Source organism: Lysinibacillus sphaericus, from assembly GCF_015844675.1.
Taxonomy (GTDB): Bacteria; Bacillota; Bacilli; order Bacillales_A; family Planococcaceae; genus Lysinibacillus; species Lysinibacillus sphaericus_E.
Map to the genome: position 1 here is coordinate 167,891 of NZ_LDGC01000002.1, position 16,896 is coordinate 184,786.

8 protein-coding genes and 1 pseudogene are annotated in these 16,896 nt (G+C 33.9%); 3 read left to right on the plus strand and 6 right to left on the minus strand.

The genetic code is table 11. The annotated features are described in order from the left end of the window. Positions 1 to 586 precede the first annotated feature (586 nt). The gene (locus ABE34_RS00775; protein WP_197139712.1) at positions 587 to 2,458 is read right to left on the minus strand and encodes an S-layer homology domain-containing protein; all 1,872 of its coding nucleotides are present in this window, start codon (positions 2,456 to 2,458) and stop codon (positions 587 to 589) included. Positions 2,459 to 3,061: 603 nt separating this feature from the next. Between ABE34_RS00775 and ABE34_RS00780 the strand changes: the two genes are divergently transcribed. Continuing rightward, the gene (locus tag ABE34_RS00780; RefSeq protein WP_197139713.1) at positions 3,062 to 6,373 is read left to right on the plus strand and encodes an S-layer homology domain-containing protein; all 3,312 of its coding nucleotides are present in this window, start codon (positions 3,062 to 3,064) and stop codon (positions 6,371 to 6,373) included. A 1,151-nt stretch (positions 6,374 to 7,524) separates the two neighbouring features. On the opposite strand, the gene ABE34_RS00785 is transcribed toward ABE34_RS00780, so the two are convergent. Together ABE34_RS00785 and ABE34_RS00790 are read right to left on the minus strand one after the other, a co-directional pair. Next, positions 7,525 to 7,704 (minus strand): hypothetical protein, encoded by a 180-nt coding sequence (locus ABE34_RS00785; RefSeq protein ID WP_197139714.1) that lies wholly within the window; start codon positions 7,702 to 7,704, stop codon positions 7,525 to 7,527. A 106-nt stretch (positions 7,705 to 7,810) separates the two neighbouring features. Further along, positions 7,811 to 8,326, minus strand: a complete 516-nt coding sequence (locus ABE34_RS00790) for a copper amine oxidase N-terminal domain-containing protein (RefSeq protein ID WP_346655498.1) — start codon at positions 8,324 to 8,326, stop codon at positions 7,811 to 7,813. A 749-nt stretch (positions 8,327 to 9,075) separates the two neighbouring features. Between ABE34_RS00790 and ABE34_RS00795 the strand changes: the two genes are divergently transcribed. Beyond that, complete coding sequence (locus tag ABE34_RS00795; protein WP_197139949.1) at positions 9,076 to 9,519, plus strand: helix-turn-helix domain-containing protein; 444 nt, start codon at positions 9,076 to 9,078, stop codon at positions 9,517 to 9,519. A gap of 38 nt (positions 9,520 to 9,557) precedes the next feature. After that, positions 9,558 to 12,950: a S8 family peptidase gene (locus ABE34_RS00800; RefSeq protein ID WP_197139716.1), complete on the plus strand. Its 3,393-nt coding sequence runs from the start codon at positions 9,558 to 9,560 to the stop codon at positions 12,948 to 12,950. A 247-nt stretch (positions 12,951 to 13,197) separates the two neighbouring features. Here the strand turns inward: ABE34_RS00800 and ABE34_RS00805 are convergent. The 3 genes and pseudogenes from ABE34_RS00805 to ABE34_RS00815 all read right to left on the minus strand — a co-directional run. Further along, positions 13,198 to 13,633: pseudogene (locus ABE34_RS00805) on the minus strand (hypothetical protein); the annotation flags it as partial. A 227-nt stretch (positions 13,634 to 13,860) separates the two neighbouring features. Beyond that, on the minus strand, positions 13,861 to 15,027 hold the full coding sequence (locus tag ABE34_RS00810; RefSeq protein WP_197139717.1) for a DUF418 domain-containing protein: 1,167 nt from the start codon (positions 15,025 to 15,027) through the stop codon (positions 13,861 to 13,863). A gap of 595 nt (positions 15,028 to 15,622) precedes the next feature. Continuing rightward, entirely contained in the window at positions 15,623 to 16,765 is a 1,143-nt protein-coding gene (locus tag ABE34_RS00815) for a hypothetical protein (protein ID WP_241747128.1), read from the minus strand. Positions 16,766 to 16,896: the final 131 nt, after the last annotated feature.

The following is a 16,896-nucleotide window of genomic DNA, read 5'->3' on the forward strand; positions in this document are numbered from 1 at the left end:
CAGTGCGTTTTCCTTATATTAGGTTTAACGATATAATGGAGGGTTGATTTCCGTTCCGGCTGGGTGCTTTGTTGTTGCTGTCGCTACGCTTTCGCACAGATAAAACATTTGCTGCCGCTACGTTAGCACTTCGCTTTCGCACAGAGCAAAGCTTCCTGGGGGCGTTCGATGAGCCGCTTCGCTTCGCTGCAGGGTCTCGGGCCAACACGATGTTGGTCACGAAGGCGTTATCAAAGGATGTGATGTTTTTAGCCTTCGTTCCTTTATTGCTAATCCCCGAGGAGTCACCCAGCCTCCACTCCAATCAATTTTTTTGCACAATCTAATAAATTACCAATATGCAGTTTCAATTTTACAGTGATGAATCTAATAAAGTACCTTTCAAAAGGCGGTAAAAGACATAAGATAAAATGGTAAAATAATCCTCTGATTTTGAGTTTCTTCTATTATATATAGCATATAAATATTATAGAGAAATAAGCGTATGATCATGGGGGAATTTAAATTCTTCCTAGATGTAAATAATTAGGTGTACATAAAGAAAGAGTGCGAATCATTTTGATTCGCACTCTCCTGTTTTGTAAACCTATTTAGAATCAAGTGACTTATTATTTACAATATAATCACCAAAAACCCATCCAGTTTTGCCATTATAAATCACCTTATACCAGTTACCGTTTTTTACAAAATCACCATTAGCATCTACAACACCTATGATAAAGCTCTTTGGTTTTATAGTACCTAAAATGGTAGACGTGGTAGATGGTTCGCTTCTTACATTGAGCGTGATGTTCATATCGACAATCTGCAATCCATTTTTCAAACTTACATAATCTTTAAATAGCCATCCTTCTTGTCCATTCACTTTGACTTTGTACCAACCGCCATTTTCACCGAGTACAGTGAATGATGTATCTTTTGGTAATTTCGTGATGATGGAAGAAGCATCTGCTGTACTTGGATAAGTTCTCATATTTAGGTCGTCAACCGTAGCTTGTCCAGTGGCACCGGCTAAAGCTGTATCTACCGCATACTGCTTGGCAGGAGTAGGTAACGAAGTAGGGGAAGACTGGTTTTGATAAACAGGAACGTCAAATACTAAGTTAGTCGTAGTATTGGCACCTGTTAATTCATACATGTCATAAATCTTCTGTGCTTGGAGCACTGCCCACATAACATGTGTGGCATACTGATGGACCGTTGGGTTTTCAGGATTCCAACGCATTTTATACAATGTGTCCTGCCCTTTACTAATATATTGATCTTTCACAAATTGTGCCCCGCCAATAATCGCATCCTTAATCGTGAACCATCCATCTGTATAAGCTCGTTCAGCCCCAAATTTATTGGCGTTTGCATCAATAGCGCCAATGCCATATACATTGTATGTTTTCTTAATAGCAGTTAGGCTATTTCGATTTTCAGTTGTGACCATTACTGCTTTACCTTCTTTATCAAGACCAACTTCAATACCTTTTGCTAGTGCTGAAGCACCATTGCCTGTTTCATGCAATGCATGTGATAACAAGTAGATGGCATTGACATTATGATCAATACCGGCCTGAATAAAGGCGTCGGCTGAATCGACTAAACTTCCTTTATTAGAAAGAACTTTTTCGTTAATCGTTTTTGCATTTAGATTCGTAACAGCCGTCGATAATTTTAAGAATTGATAAAAGGACGGACTATCTTGAATAAAACTTTTAGGGTGTACATAGTATGACACTAGTGCCTCGCTAGCTGTGAAAACGCCAGCACCATCTACTTTTGGATTATTTTTTGCCTGTTTACTCACCACAGCCTTGTAGTCCTGTGAGTAGTTGGTAGTAGTATATTGCTTGCCACCAACTTCAGGTGCCTTTAAATGTATCAATCGGTAGAGTACAGTAGCTGACTCAGCACGTGTTGCTTGGGCAAGTGGCGCAAATGAATTGTTCGGTTTACCGACAATCAGCCCTAATGACACTACTTCTTGTACATCGGCATAGGCCCATTTAGCGATACTAGCATTGTCATTAAACTTAAGCGGGGAGGAAGTTGTCTTGATGTTTTTGTAATCGAGAGCTCTTTTTAGCATGGCAGCCATTTGCTGACGATCAATTTTATCATTTGGATTAAACGTTCCATTTGCATTACCTTTGACTAATTCATAGTGACTCGCTTGCTTAATGACACCATAATACCAATCTCCTTCACGTACGTCTGAGAAGTTTGGTTTCGTAGATACTTCTGGTAAGTCAAGTGCTCTTACAAGAAATGCGGCGAATTCAGCACGAGTGACAGAATCATTCGGGCGATAATTTCCTGAATCATCACCTTTCATTAAATCGTGTGTAATAAGATAGTTCATTTCATAGTAGGCCCAGTGCTTAGAAATATCTTCTGCTGATGCATTTGTAGGTGCAAAGTAGAACATCGCAATAAGCATGGCCCCGAAAATCGAGAGTTTACCTTTCATTCTTTAAGCCCCTTTCAATAGTTGATAAAATCCTATCAATCTATTAAAAGTGTAGCATAAAAATAGGTAATCTATTGTTACAACATGGGAACAGGTCCATTTTTGCAGTAATAAAATTGAAGGAAAAGACATTCCTCCTTTGGAAATCACATTATATATTACTGTTTCTTTACAATTATGACTAATTATTTACGGAAGTCTTTAATATTTGACAATTTCGTATCTATTCCAGAAAATGCTTGGATAATGTTGAGAGTCAGGTATAATAGGAAATGGTTCTATATGTTACCAACCTGAATAAGGTAAAAATATTGGGTTATAGTGGATACCATAATATAACCGGTAAAAAAATCTTCTATATCTAAATTTATGTCATAATGCTTGAATTTAGAGAAAGATAGTGTTATATTATTGTGGAAAGTGAATAAATTTACTAGAATGGCATTCTAATACTGTTTTTCTGGTGAATTTTACTAAAAAAATTTGCTTGTAGGTTTTATTATTATTCAAGGAAGCTATAATACATACATTTAGGTAAAGCAGTACTATAGTCTTCGTTAGGATAATACCAATTTAAAGGAAATGTTAGGGAGGAATACAATAATGGCAAAGCAAAACAAAGGCCGTAAGTTTTTCGCGGCATCAGCAACAGCAGCACTTGTTGCAGCAGCAATCGTTCCTGCAGCATCAGCAGCAGAATCAACTACAACAATCAAGGACTTCGATAAAGTTTCAGATTGGGCAAAAGAAGATGTTAAAGCTTTAGTTGAAGCAGGAATTATCTCAGGGGATGAAAAAGGAAACTTCAACCCAACTAAATCAATTACTCGTGCAGAAACAGCTAAAATCTTCAAAGAAGCTTTCGAATTAGAAGCTGAAGGCGATGTAGATTTCAAAGACGTTAAAAAAGACATCTGGTACTATGATGCAGTCGCAGCTGTTGTAGAAAACGGAATTTTTGAAGGTCTAAGTGCAACTGAATTCGGACCAGCTAAAAACTTAACTCGTTCAGAAGCAGCTAAAATTCTTGTAGAAGCTTTCGAATTAGAAGGTGAAGCAGATCTTAAAGATTTCGCTGACGCTTCAACTGTTAAAGAATGGGCTAAATCTTCCCTAGAAGTTGCTGTTGCAAACGGCATTATCAAAGGTGTTGAAGTTAATGGTAAAACAAACCTAAACCCAAATGCTTCAATCACTCGTCAAGAATTTGCAGCAGTATTCAATCGTGCTCTTGAAAATGAAGTAGACAACGCTGTAAAAGTTGATAAAGTTGAAGTAGTTGACGCTAAAACTTTAAACGTAACTTTAACTGATGGTACTAAAGAAACTATCACTTTAGAAAAAGCTTTAGAGCCTAACAAAGAAACTGAAGTTACTTTCAAAATCAAAGATGTAGAATACAAAGCAAAAGTTACTTACGTAGTAACAACAGCTACAGCTGTTAAATCTGTATCTGCAACTAACCTTAAACAAGTAGTAGTAGAATTTGATGGTAAAGTTGATCCTGCTACAGCTGGCGAAAAAGGTAACTATACTCTTACAGGTAATGGCTCTCCTGAAGTTGATTCAGTAATCGTTGCAGAAGATGGTCGTACTGTAACTTTAAACATTAAAGACCAACTTGAGAACCAAGTTGAATACAAATTAGCTGTAAACAACATTAAAGCTGGCGATAAAGTTATCAATGCTAAAGATGTAAAATTCAAGCCTCTTGACAACACAGTGCCAACAGTAGCTAAAGTTGAAGCTTTAGGTAACAAAACTATTCGCGTACACTTCAGCGAACCAGTAAAATCTGCTACAACTTCACAATTCAAAATTGATGGTAAAGTAGTTGTAGGTAATATCTCAACGAACTTAAACACTGTAATCATTAAATTATCTTCTGCTTTACCAGATGGAGAACACACTCTAACTGCTGAAGGTACTCAAGATTACAACAACTTCAAAACAGTTCAAGCTGATACTAAATTCAACGTTGTTGAAGATAAAACTGCTCCAACTGTAACTTCAGTTGTAAGTGCTTCATTTGAGAAAGTAGTTCTTAAATTCTCTGAGCCTGTAGAGCAAGTATTTGCTTCTAACATCTACTGGATGCAAGGTGGAGCTAAAAAACAAGCTGCATCTGTAAAACCACTTACTGATGATACTTATGAATTCACATTTACTGGTGACAATAAACTTGTTTACACAACAGATTTATATGTTACTAATGTAAAAGACTACTCTGGTAACGTTATTGATAAAGATACAAAAGTTCAAGTAACTCCTGTAGTCGATCTAACTCGTCCAGAAGTAATTAGTGCAGGTATTAATAAAGATAACAACAAGCAAGTTGTTATTAAATTTACAAAATCACTAGATCAAGATACAGCTAAGAAAGCTGCTAACTATGTGATTAAAGATAAAGATGGTAAAGTACAACCAATTTCAACAACTGTTGATGTATCAAAAGATAAAGAAGTAACACTTACTTTATTAGGTAATATCAAAGATAACGCTGATTACACATTAACTATAACTGGTGTAGCTGATAACACTACAATGAAAAATGTAATGCTTCCATACACTACAACTTTATCAGTTAAAGATGTAACACCACCGAAATTAGAAGGTGTTACTCTTCTAAACAAAAACCAAATTTATGTTTCATTTAATGAAGTAATGGCTACAAGTGGAGACGGTTCAATCGTTGAGTCTGATAAATATGAGATAACTGATCTAGACGGTAAAAAATTAAAAATTACTGGATACGATGTAACTCAAGATGCAAAAGGTGTTATTCTTACATTAAATGAAAATATCGCATTGGATTATAATGTAAAAGTATCTCTAGTTAAAGATTTAGCTGGAAATCACTTAGAAGGATACACTCAAAGTAAAAAGGTAGCACCACAAGACGTTACTAAGATTGAAACTGTTAAAGCAACTGCTAAAGATAAAGTTGAAGTAGAATTCAATAACGCAATTCAATCATTAAATCAAGGTGATTTCAAAATTGCAGGTTATGATATTGCTCATCATGAAATCTCTTCTAATGGTAAAACAGTAACTTTCACATTAAAAACAAATTTACCTGAAAATGTAAAAAATTCAGATAATGTAAAACTAACTTTAAAAGTTGAAAATCCATCAACTGTTGATGTATTAGGTAAAAAAATCGATACTCAAACAAAAGATATCGATGACAAAATCAAAGCGACTGTAAAAGAAATCACAAAAGTTGAAGGATCAGACACTCAAATTAAAATTACTTTCAACGAAGCAGTACAAATTACAAATCAATTGGCAAAAGATGATTTCGTAGTACTTAATAATTTAGATGATGAAAAACAAGTTGCTGTAGAAAACGTAACTCAAGATTCAGATAATAAATCTGTTATCTTAACTTTAGCAAAACCAGTAGTTTCTGCTACAGTTTATTCTGCAAAAGAAGTTCGTTTCGTTAAAGACTTTGCAACACCAGATGCAAATGCGATTGCTGAAATCGAAAAAACTACTGTAGAATTAGGTAAAGTGGATAAAGCTCCAGTTGATGCTGTAGTTAAAAAAATTACTGATGCAGCTACACAAGCACAAATTGAAGAAGCTAGAGCAGCGTATACTGCTTTAACAGCTGATCAAAAAAAATTAGTTACTAACGAAACAGATCTTCAAACTAAAGAGCAAAAATTAGTAAATGATGTTACTTTAACAGTTGGAACAGCTTATACTGCAGCTAATGCAGGAACAAAAGTTGCTGTAGATACTAAAACAGGATTTACTTTTGCTATTAAATCATCAAGTGATGAATTAATTATTAAAAACGATGGTGAAATTGTTACTGATGGTACAGCAACTTTAACTTATACAGTTACTCATACTGCTTCAGGCAAAACAGCTGAAAAAACAGTAGCTGTTACAGTTAACCCTTAATAAAATTAAACGAATAGTTACTCTATAAGCTGATATATTCAGTGACATGAGTAGAATTGAAAACCCCGACTTGCATAAAGCAATGAGGGGTTTTCTTTCTAACTAAAACTACCAAATAAAGATTAATTTATGCAAATAGTCAACTGCAAGTACCTGATCTCTCTGCAACTAATGCTGTGCTGGCAACGGGTTAGCAACAGTGTGGATGACTAGCCGTAGGGATTTATATGTATACATACGAGAAGGTAAAACTAGCATGAGCGATTGAACCCGTCAGTAATAGTTTTAAAAGAAACTTTTATCCCCAAAATTTGATTCTTTCCAAAGTTAACTTCAGAGGCAATCATATAATTTGATTGCCTCTTTTTTGTGGTTTGTTAATACTTTTCTTCTCTTTAATATAAATTCAATAGATACTCAATTTGAACTCTAAGTAATTTAGTTCTATGAAAATTATAGATGAATTTAAGAAAAGTACTGATATATGTATTTCATTAAAAATTATAAGTGTAGATAGCTAGCCTTTTGGACTTGTGTGATAACATACGAGAAGAATAAAACTAGCAAGAGCGAAGGAATCCAGTCAGTAGTAATTCAATAAGAAATTTATTTCTTTCTAAAGCTAAATCCTGAGGCAATCAAATATATAATAGCCTCTTTTTTTATAACTGTAAATTCCGCCTTATTTAATTAGTTCTATTTAAATGATTGTTGTTTTATCAAATTAAAAAACGCATTTGAATTAAAAAAATCCTAAAATTTAATAACTTATTTTAAAAAGATAGAATACAAAAATAGCCCCTATCAGTCCATATAAGAACTAATAGAGGTGCTAACTAAGAAATAAAGCCGATACTACAACCTGAATACCGATTAAGCTAAATCATCATCGGTTTCTTGAAAATCTTGAAGTTCAAAAATAAAAAGCGTAAGGAACTGCCTCACCTTCAGCAAGGAACAAGGCAAAGATTAGCGATATCATGAGTACAGTAAATTTTATAAGGAACGATTCCATAGCCCCAAAATATCGTGTTTTGCAACCAACGTTGTTAGAGTATTTTACTTGTATTATTGAAACTCAGAAAAAATCAAATCATAAGCCAATTACATTCATTTTAAGAATTTATGGTTTAAGTTTATTTTCGTGGTTATTATTTCAAATGATTTTTATTAATCATTTCCTGTACTGTAGTTTTAATATTGCGATCATATTTTATATCTTTAAAAGTACCAGTATATGTCTTTTTATGAGATCCGGTTTTTATATCGAATAGTGCGATAGTATATTCACCTGAAGCCTTACCATTAGCAACAGTTCCATCCAAAGTCATATAGGCATCGTGCTCAGTAGCAAATCCTGTACCACCGTTTGATACTCGAACGGTATGCTCAGAAAAGAAGTCTCGAGTATTATCTAGGTATGAATTAAAGACTAAATCACTTACAAGTTCCTTTGAGGAATTGGGTTGATAGACTTCTTGATAATAACGGTCTTCCCGAAATAACTTCTAAATTTAGAGTTTGTAGATTCACAAAATAGTATCTTTCAGCAGCATCATATGTTGTAATAGAAACTGTTTTTGTTTGATTATTCCAATCAACCTTTGCACCAAGTGCTTCACTAATAAAACGAAGAGGTACTAGGGTTCTACCATTAATAATCTGAGGAGGAACGTCTAAAGCAATCTTTTGCCCGTTAACAGTGGCAGTCTTGCTACCAATTACTAAACCAATTTTTTTTGTACCTCGGACAGCTGTATTAGATTTTGTTTTTGCATCCCATTGTACTGTTGATTCTAGTTCTTCAAAAATCGTTCGCATTGGTACTAAAGTTCGTCCATTAATAGATACTGCACCTTGGTCAAATCGTACAACCTCACCATCAATTTCTACTTTTATAGCAGGTGCGGCCTCTGCAGAAGGGGCAAATGAGAAACTAATTAAACATAAAATAAGTGCTAGAGTAAAAAAACGAACTCTATTATTCCAGTTATGCTATTTCATATTATGAATAATATGTCGGCTTTTTTATTTTAAAACGAAGCTGTTTCAAAATTCGGTGAAACGCTGCTTTTTGACAGTCTCGTTTCTTTTATTTGCGTTTTAAGCTATTGAGACTATTTAAAATAAAAAGATTAGTAGTTTTATAGTGGTAAATATCGGCGCAAGGATAATTAATAAGAAAAAAGCTAAACCTGTATCATCCATCTCCGAGGTGTTACGTTTGCAAAAAGTATAAATGTCTCCTATTAAAGTAACCATTGTCGGCTTTCTCTTCATAGGCTACTATTTCTTTCTTGTAATTTCGCATGTGGAAATATTCTTTTTAAGAACCGGAAAAATAATGAACTTTGATCTAGGCATGATAATCCTTTTAATACTTTCTTTCCTTGGCCTCCAATAATTTCGCGAGTAATATCCCCAGTAAACTAAATCCATGCATACAATTAATAAAAGAAAATCGTATTATTCTCATTAATATGTAATCTCTCTATAACCCTCTTATTTAGTTATTAAGATTTTATTAAGGAGCCCATTAATTTACTATAAGGTTATCTTAATATACTTATACTATATCGAATGAAAACTTTTCTATCATTCATTCGTAGTGGCGATAGGTTCTTTCATGGCGCACTTATAACTATCTTTACTTAAGCTATCAATTCTAACAAAATGATAAACACAGAAGGATGATGATAATCATGATATTTAGTGAACGATTAAAACAGGAACGAGAGAAAAGAGGATGGTCACAAACGGATCTTGCTGAAAAAATTCATGTAAGTCATCAGTTAGTTTCAAAATGGGAAACTGGCGAGAACTATCCTAGTATCGAAACACTTATTAATTTAAGTGATCTATTTGGTATCACGATAGATGAATTGTTGAGGAGTGATGAAGAGTTAGAAGAGAAAGTTATTAGAGATAGAAAGAAGGAGGAATATACAAAATCTAAGGTGTTTTTTTATGGTGTTGCTTTATTAGGAATTTTATTATTAATGGCGAGAATAATTATTGAGAGAATTATTGGTTTAGACATAGAGGTTTTAACGGGCATACCAAAAGTCATCTCTAATCACTTACCAGGGGCATTAATAGTAGTTGGGGCAATTGTTGGGGCGATAGGTTCGTCAGTAAAAAAATAGATGTGATTCACATTAAAACACTCAAGGAGGTAAAACAGTTGAAGAACTGGGTTAAAAAATCAATTGCTATAGTAGCAACTGCTGCACTAATGGTTCCTACTACTTCTGCCTTTGCTGAAGCACCACAAAAAACAGCGAAGAACCAAGAATTAGTGAAACTAGCTAGCAATAAGGAACAAACATCGAAAAATCAAAAGGACTGGATTAGTAAGGATACCATTATAGTCAAACATTCAGGTCTTGATAAGAATGTACATAAAAACATTGGCTCAAAAGTGATCCGATCGATTCCTTCATTAGGATACGATGTTATCAAACTAAACAAAGGAACAACTTTAGAAAAAGCGGTTCCTTATTATGCCAAGCAAAAAGGAGTTAAAAGTGTATCCCCAAGCTACGTGTATCATTCCTTTGGCACAGGAGAAGATCCAAAGAAAAAGGATATGTATCATTTGAATCTACTTCAAATTGATAAAGCACTAGAATTAGCGGGCAACAATGAAGTAAAAGTAGCCGTTATCGATTCCGGTGTGGATTTTAAACATCCGGATCTAAAATCTCAAGTGCTTCCACCGTATAATGCTGCAGCACCTGCCAATACATCTTATCCTGCTGGCCATGGAACACATGTAGCAGGAATTATTAGTGCGGCAAAAGATAATGGTATTGGAGGACATGGGATTAATCCAAATGCTAAAATTCTTCCAATTGATGTATTCAATGGAGGAAAAGGGGCCGATGATTTCGTCATTGCACAAGGAATCCTTTACGCTATTGAGCAAGGTGCTGATGTTATTAACATGAGCCTTGGCGGCTATGGAGAAAATTCACTACTGAAAGATGCCGTTCAGAAAGCGATTGATAAAGGAATTACTATTGTTGCAGCTGCTGGAAATGAATCGACAGATGATTACTCCTTTCCTGCTTCTTACGAAGGAGTAATTAGCGTAGGTTCTACGAATGATAGAAATGAATTATCAGGCTATTCAAACTACGGGCCATCAGTTGACGTAGTAGCTCCAGGGGAAGGTGTATACAGTACATTTTATGATGAGAAAAAAGAATCATCCTTTAAAGTAGATAGTGGGACATCTATGGCATCTCCTATAGTTGCAGGTATAGCGTCTCTACTAAAATCAAAATATCCAAATTTAAAGCCTCATGAAATAGAAGCAATTCTTGAAATGACCGCAAAGGATTTAGGTAAGAAGGGTTATGATCTTACATTTGGACATGGACTTGTCGATCCTGTAAAAGCATTACAATTCGATTTAAAAAATTTACCTAAACAGTATTCTGAAACAAAAGGAGAGCGTATGAAAAACGCAAAAGTCCTTAAAAAGAATACATTGAATACGGAAAAAGGTGAATTTAAGCAACCAGATGAAAAGAAATGGTACAAGGTTGATCTAGAAGCAAATGAATATGCTCAACTGACATTAAAAGGTGCAAATAAATACGATTATGCATTTGATTTGTACTTCTACCCTGAAGGTCACAACGGAGAAGTAGAACCTATCAACGTCAATGATGTCCGCGTAGGAAAGCAAGAAGGATATCTATATAAAGCAGATCAAAAGGGAACCCTTCTTATTGGAGTTAAAGATTATAATGGTAGCTATAGCACAAAGGGCGATTCTAACTACGTCTTCACAGCTCAAACGATTAAAAAATTGCCAATTGATTCATTAGATATGGAACACAAGGAGAAGATTCAAAAATTCCCATTCAGTACAGCGGGAAAAAACTATACCTTACTTTCTGAGGATCATCAAGGAGACCAAGATTATTTTACATTTACAGTAAATAAACCAACGACACTGAAATTTGATTTATCTGATATTCCAGGTGTTACAATAGCATCTTTGGAACTTTATCTAAAAGAGGACTTAGGCAAAGCCAAACCAATCCAAGCATCCTACGGAACTGATAAAGGCAACGGAGTAAGCCTTGTTGTTGATGCTATTCCTAATAAAGAGTATGTAATAAGCGTAACTAATAGAAATCCTTTCGATACTCAACTTAAGATGTTCCTTAGCGGCGGCACTGAAGAAATTATATATGAATCCATCATTCCTTACACATTAAAAGGTGAAATCGTTACCATTCCTAAAGATGAAGATGGGCTTCCATTAAATAAAGAACAAAAGGCTCAATTACCTATAATAACTGATTTAATGAATAAGTACTCGCCTCAAGATGGCTCTGGAATTCCAGAAGACATGGATGTAATTGACGTTGATTTAATTATGGAAAAAGCGATTCGTTTTGATATTGGTAAAAATCCAAAAGCATACTTCCAAACAGAAGATGATGAAGATTACTTCTTATTTACAGCGAAAGAAGATGCCTTATACGGTTTCCAATTTAAAATAGGTATGAACCAATCACCAGCTAGTACTATATATGAATATAATGAGGAAACAAATGAATTAAGCCCAGTTACTTCATTAACTAATGGTTTGGGGCGCATCGATCAACTTCTTACATTAACAAATAATGAAAATGATACAAAGCCAGTTGCATTGAAAAAGGGCAAAACCTATGTTGTAAAAGTAATAAATCTTGGTGAGCGTTCTTCTGAACCATATACGCTTAAAACAAGTAAAATAGCAGCTATTCCAGAAGCCTATAATAGAGATAATAAGACGCTAGAAGCACCTCAAATGACTCAACCGGGTATCACTTATAAAAATCATCTCATTTATCAAGAGGATACTGATTACTATTATTATAAACACCAGGGGAAAGATGAAGTCATGAGTCTTCATGTTTCTTCCGTACCATTCACAAATGAACAGCTAGATCAATTACCTAAAGAACTTCAAAAGGACTTGGAACTTTCAGGCCTCCTTGTAGGCGCCCTTATTGAAGATACAAATGGCGATATGGAAATTTACGGAAAAGAATGGGAAACAGCAATTCAATTTGGACAAGGAAACAACTTAGATACCTCTTTTAAAGCTAAAAAAGATCACGGTTATTTTATTGCTGTTCGGAAAGCGTTTGAACAAGTATCGATTCAACCATATACTTTAACTTTGTTTGATCATAAAAGAGTAGATGAAGATGCAGATTCTAAGTTAGTTAACGGTATACCGACAAAGCCGACTGTACTTACGAAAAAAGACGATAAATGGGTAGCTACCCAATATCTAAATGCAGGTGTTCCATTTGGTGATAAGGACTATTTTGAATTTACCAATGACCGCAAACGTGATGTGTTCTTCTCTCTCCAAACAGAAAAAGCACTAGATGGCGTCATTCGTATTATTGACGCAAAAGGAAAAACAGTAGAGACTTTAGATCTTCACGGAGATGGTGATGCTGAAGTAGGTACAGTCCAATTGGATGAAGGAACATACTATATTGAAGTAAGTGATTTTTATGGTAGAGCTAGTACACAACCATATACACTTGAAATAATATAAGATTCAAGATAGTGTAGTAAAGGCACTATTTTAGTTCTCGGTAAAATAAAGATAGTCCCCTAGATGATGAAAAATCTAGGGGATTTTCTTTTATATTCTAAATCGGAAATTTTTTGTGCAAGAATAATAAAAATTATAAATTGTTAAATTGAATCGGAGATGTTAAGTATCAATAAAGTTAGGTTCTTGATAATTCCCTCTTTAGAAGTCAATAGTATTATTTTAATGAAAATAAACCACCTATAATTTAAAACGTACGGCTCATTAAATCTATCTTTATCCCATACCTACTTGATAACTCTGTGAAGGGAGAAGGTGGCATATTTTCAAACTCTTGATCCAGTTCTTCCACACAAGTATCAGCTAGCTTTTGTTTCAAATCCTCAAGATCTAAACAGTCTTTAATCATCCCTTGTACTTTCGAAACCTCAACTGGTTTACTATATAATTGTTTAACTTTTTTAGACAATTGAATAAACGTTTTATCCAAAGCAATTTTATATTTTTCTGATTTTATTGACAATTCTTTCGCAACATCCCGTTAACCTATGGCTTCTATCCATTCATTCTTCGTATGTATGTTCTGTATTCATACCGTAAATAAGGCTAAATTATACGGTGCTATCTAGCTCTCCTTCCTCATTGACTAACTTAGTTACTCTTTTAATTATATGCATTGTTTGCGGTGCCCTGTAACTCCAATCTCTATTATACAATGAAAAAGGCACCTTAACCAATTTTGGCTAAGATGCTGTATAAACCTTGATATAACAATATTTAGAGTAAAGCTATCGTATGCCGTAGTAGTAAGTCTTAAGGCACCATCCCTCAAAATTAATGATCAATGTATGTTTATTAAGGTAATATGAGTAAAAGTGACAATTCTTAGGGTTTATATCTAACTAAAAACTTATTGAACTTGCTCTTTTTGCTTTATATGGTCAGGGTATGACCAATGTGTCCACATATGTAAATTCTGTTCAAATGGACCTCGTTTATTTTTTTTCAAGTAGAAAAAACTAATTATACATTGTAAACTATATATAATGAGACCGAACAATATCCCATTAAAGACACCTAGTTTACCAAACAACCCTAAGCCATAGCCATAAAAGACAGTCGTACAGATAATTGATTGCACTAAATAATTTGTTAGCGATAGTTTACCAACACATTCAAAGACCTTTGAAATAATAGAGTCATGCCAAACTTTATATAGTAAGGCAGCTAAACATACATAACCTAATGATAATAAAGTTTTTCCGACCGTCGAAAACATAAGAGAAAGATTATTCTCTATTAGCCCTAGAGACTTGCAAAATAGTCCAATTGGTACGAGCAGAACCCCTAGAAGATACCACTTTTTCTCGTTGTCCATATTTTCAAATGCACGTATTTTGGCAAGACCCATCCCTACTAAAAATAATGGTAAAAGGGAAACTATCATAAATATCATCATTTCACCAACTTCATCAACTTCATCAACTTCTATTCCTGGATATTCAGCATTGGCACGGAAATTACGTATTTCTGCAAACGTACCATTCGCAAACGTTTGACTTTCTTTTTCAATATAAGTATTAATTTCTTGCTGTTCCTTCACTGAAACCTCATTTGATTCAGATAAGAGTACAGTAGGAAAAATAAAAAGAAATAGTATCCCTGCCCAAATAAATGTAGTTTTTGCTTTACGATTGATGAAAAAAATTAGTGCAGGAATTGTTAAACCATAAATTGTTAAAATATCACCCTCCCAAATTACAGAATGTAGCCAACCTAATGCAATAAGCCCAATACTCCGACGAAGAATTATCCATCTGCTTTTTCTTCCTTTTCGGCGTACAGATTCTACTAGTTTCATAAGTGAAAAGCCGAAAAGTAATGTAAAGATCGGCATAAATGAGCCTTCAACAAAAACTTTCAAGAAATACAGGGCACCTTGATCGAGCTGTGATAAACCCTTAATTTCTTCCTTTCCTATAAATCCAAATTGAAAAATAAGTAGATTCGCGAGTAATATCCCAAGTAAACAAAACCCGCGCATACAATCAATAAAAGAAACTCGTTTTATTCCCATTAATGTATAACCTCACTATTTAATAATATAGTGTAAGTATATTGGAATAATCTTATAGTAAAATAATGGGCTCCTTAATGAAATCTTAAGAATAAGGGAATTTAAGGTTTTAAAAAAAGGTATATGAAAATTGATATGGAATCTTTGACAAAAACATAAGCAAGACCTTAAGAGCAACTATTTGTAAGTAATCATATAGCTTGCTTACATTCATCTTATTAAAATGCATTCATTACTATATTAGACTTGGTCATTTCCATCTTTACCTTATTTTCATTAATAGAGATAGTCCAATATTGAACAGACTATAAAGGGGAGCCTTCTTTTTGGTAAGCTACCTCGAAAAGAGTCCACATATTTGAGGAGGCCTACTCAAACTAAGCTTATGTAATTGGCAGCAGAAAATTCAACTTCGGATAAATTGTCGCTACAGAAATCGTCGAGTGAGATTTTGGGCGGGAAAGACTGTAGTGTATTATTTTTGAAAAAAAGAAGAGGAGAAAAATTATTATGAATATTGGAGGCGGAAAGAAAAAGGGGTGTTACAAAAATCGTTTTTAATGACTTTTGTTAACAACCCCGAATTTTTTACCGGCTAATTTTGTGGAAGGGAGACTTGGTCATTAATCGTTAGTTTAGAAGCTGAGATAAGGATTTCTTCATTTGCTGTAAGATATGGGGTTAATAAATTATAAAATGCTTTCCATTTCTCTTTCTCTTCATCTGTTTCAACTAGCGCTAATGCTTCTTCATAAAGCTGTTTTAACTGCTGCTTATCTGCTTTACTAACTTCAAGTTCTAAGTCAGCCATGAATTCTTCAAATGGTTGGGGCTTTATAAACTGATTAAGGAGTCGCCAGAATTCTTTGTTTAGCTTTTCATACGACTCATCATTTTTATCTTTTAGTGTTTTTTGTAAATCCTCATGAATAGTTTTTAGTTTGAATAAAATCCCAGAGGGGATATTTAATAATTCCACAACTTCGGTATAGTTATCCATAAATTCTTCAAATGTTTCCGGTGCATTTAGCCCATCTAAATAGGGTTTAAAGAATTTATAAAATTCTTCATATTTTTCGTTAGCCTTTTCTTCATCGCCACTTTTTTTAAGTTTTACCCATTCATTGTAAATAGCTTTAAGATGAGCGTTATCGTTCTTTTTTATTACTACATTTTGCTCATTAAATCTGAAATCAGCTATATACTCTTCAAATAATTGAGGTTGCCAATTAGCTAATGCATATGGCTTTGTAATTCTTCTCATTTCTTCATAAATTTTTTTCAATTCCTCATATTTCTTTTCATTTTCTTTATTTGAAGCTTCTTTTTCATTATTAATTTTTTTTTGCAGCTTCTTCATTTCATTAAACAAGTTTTCTAATTTTGTTAACTCTTCTTTTGTTAACCCTTTAGCTATTTCTTTTTTATACACTTCAAACGTGAAGAAGTCTGAATAACCATCTACAACACTACCTTTAATAGAAATTTCCTGTTCTTCTACTAATTTCATTTTTTGAATTTGTTCAGTGGAAAATTTATTGAAACTGATGAAATATTTTTTACCATCTTTTCCTTTAAGATTTATGCCATCGAGGGAGATATATTTAATTGTTCCTTTAATTTGTTCTTCGTTTTGAATTGATGAATCAATTGTTTTTTCTACAGATGTAGCTCCTACTTGAAGTGGCGTAAGAACAGTTATTCCTATTGGTGGCGCTGGAAAAAATGTCTTTTTCATATTTATTCTCCTTTCCATTAATAAAACAATTTTAAAAATAAATGTGTATGATACTTACTATCTAAAAAGTTTTGTTGTATATTCATGTACGGACAAACACTAGCTATTAAGATGCCAAAACCACGTATTGT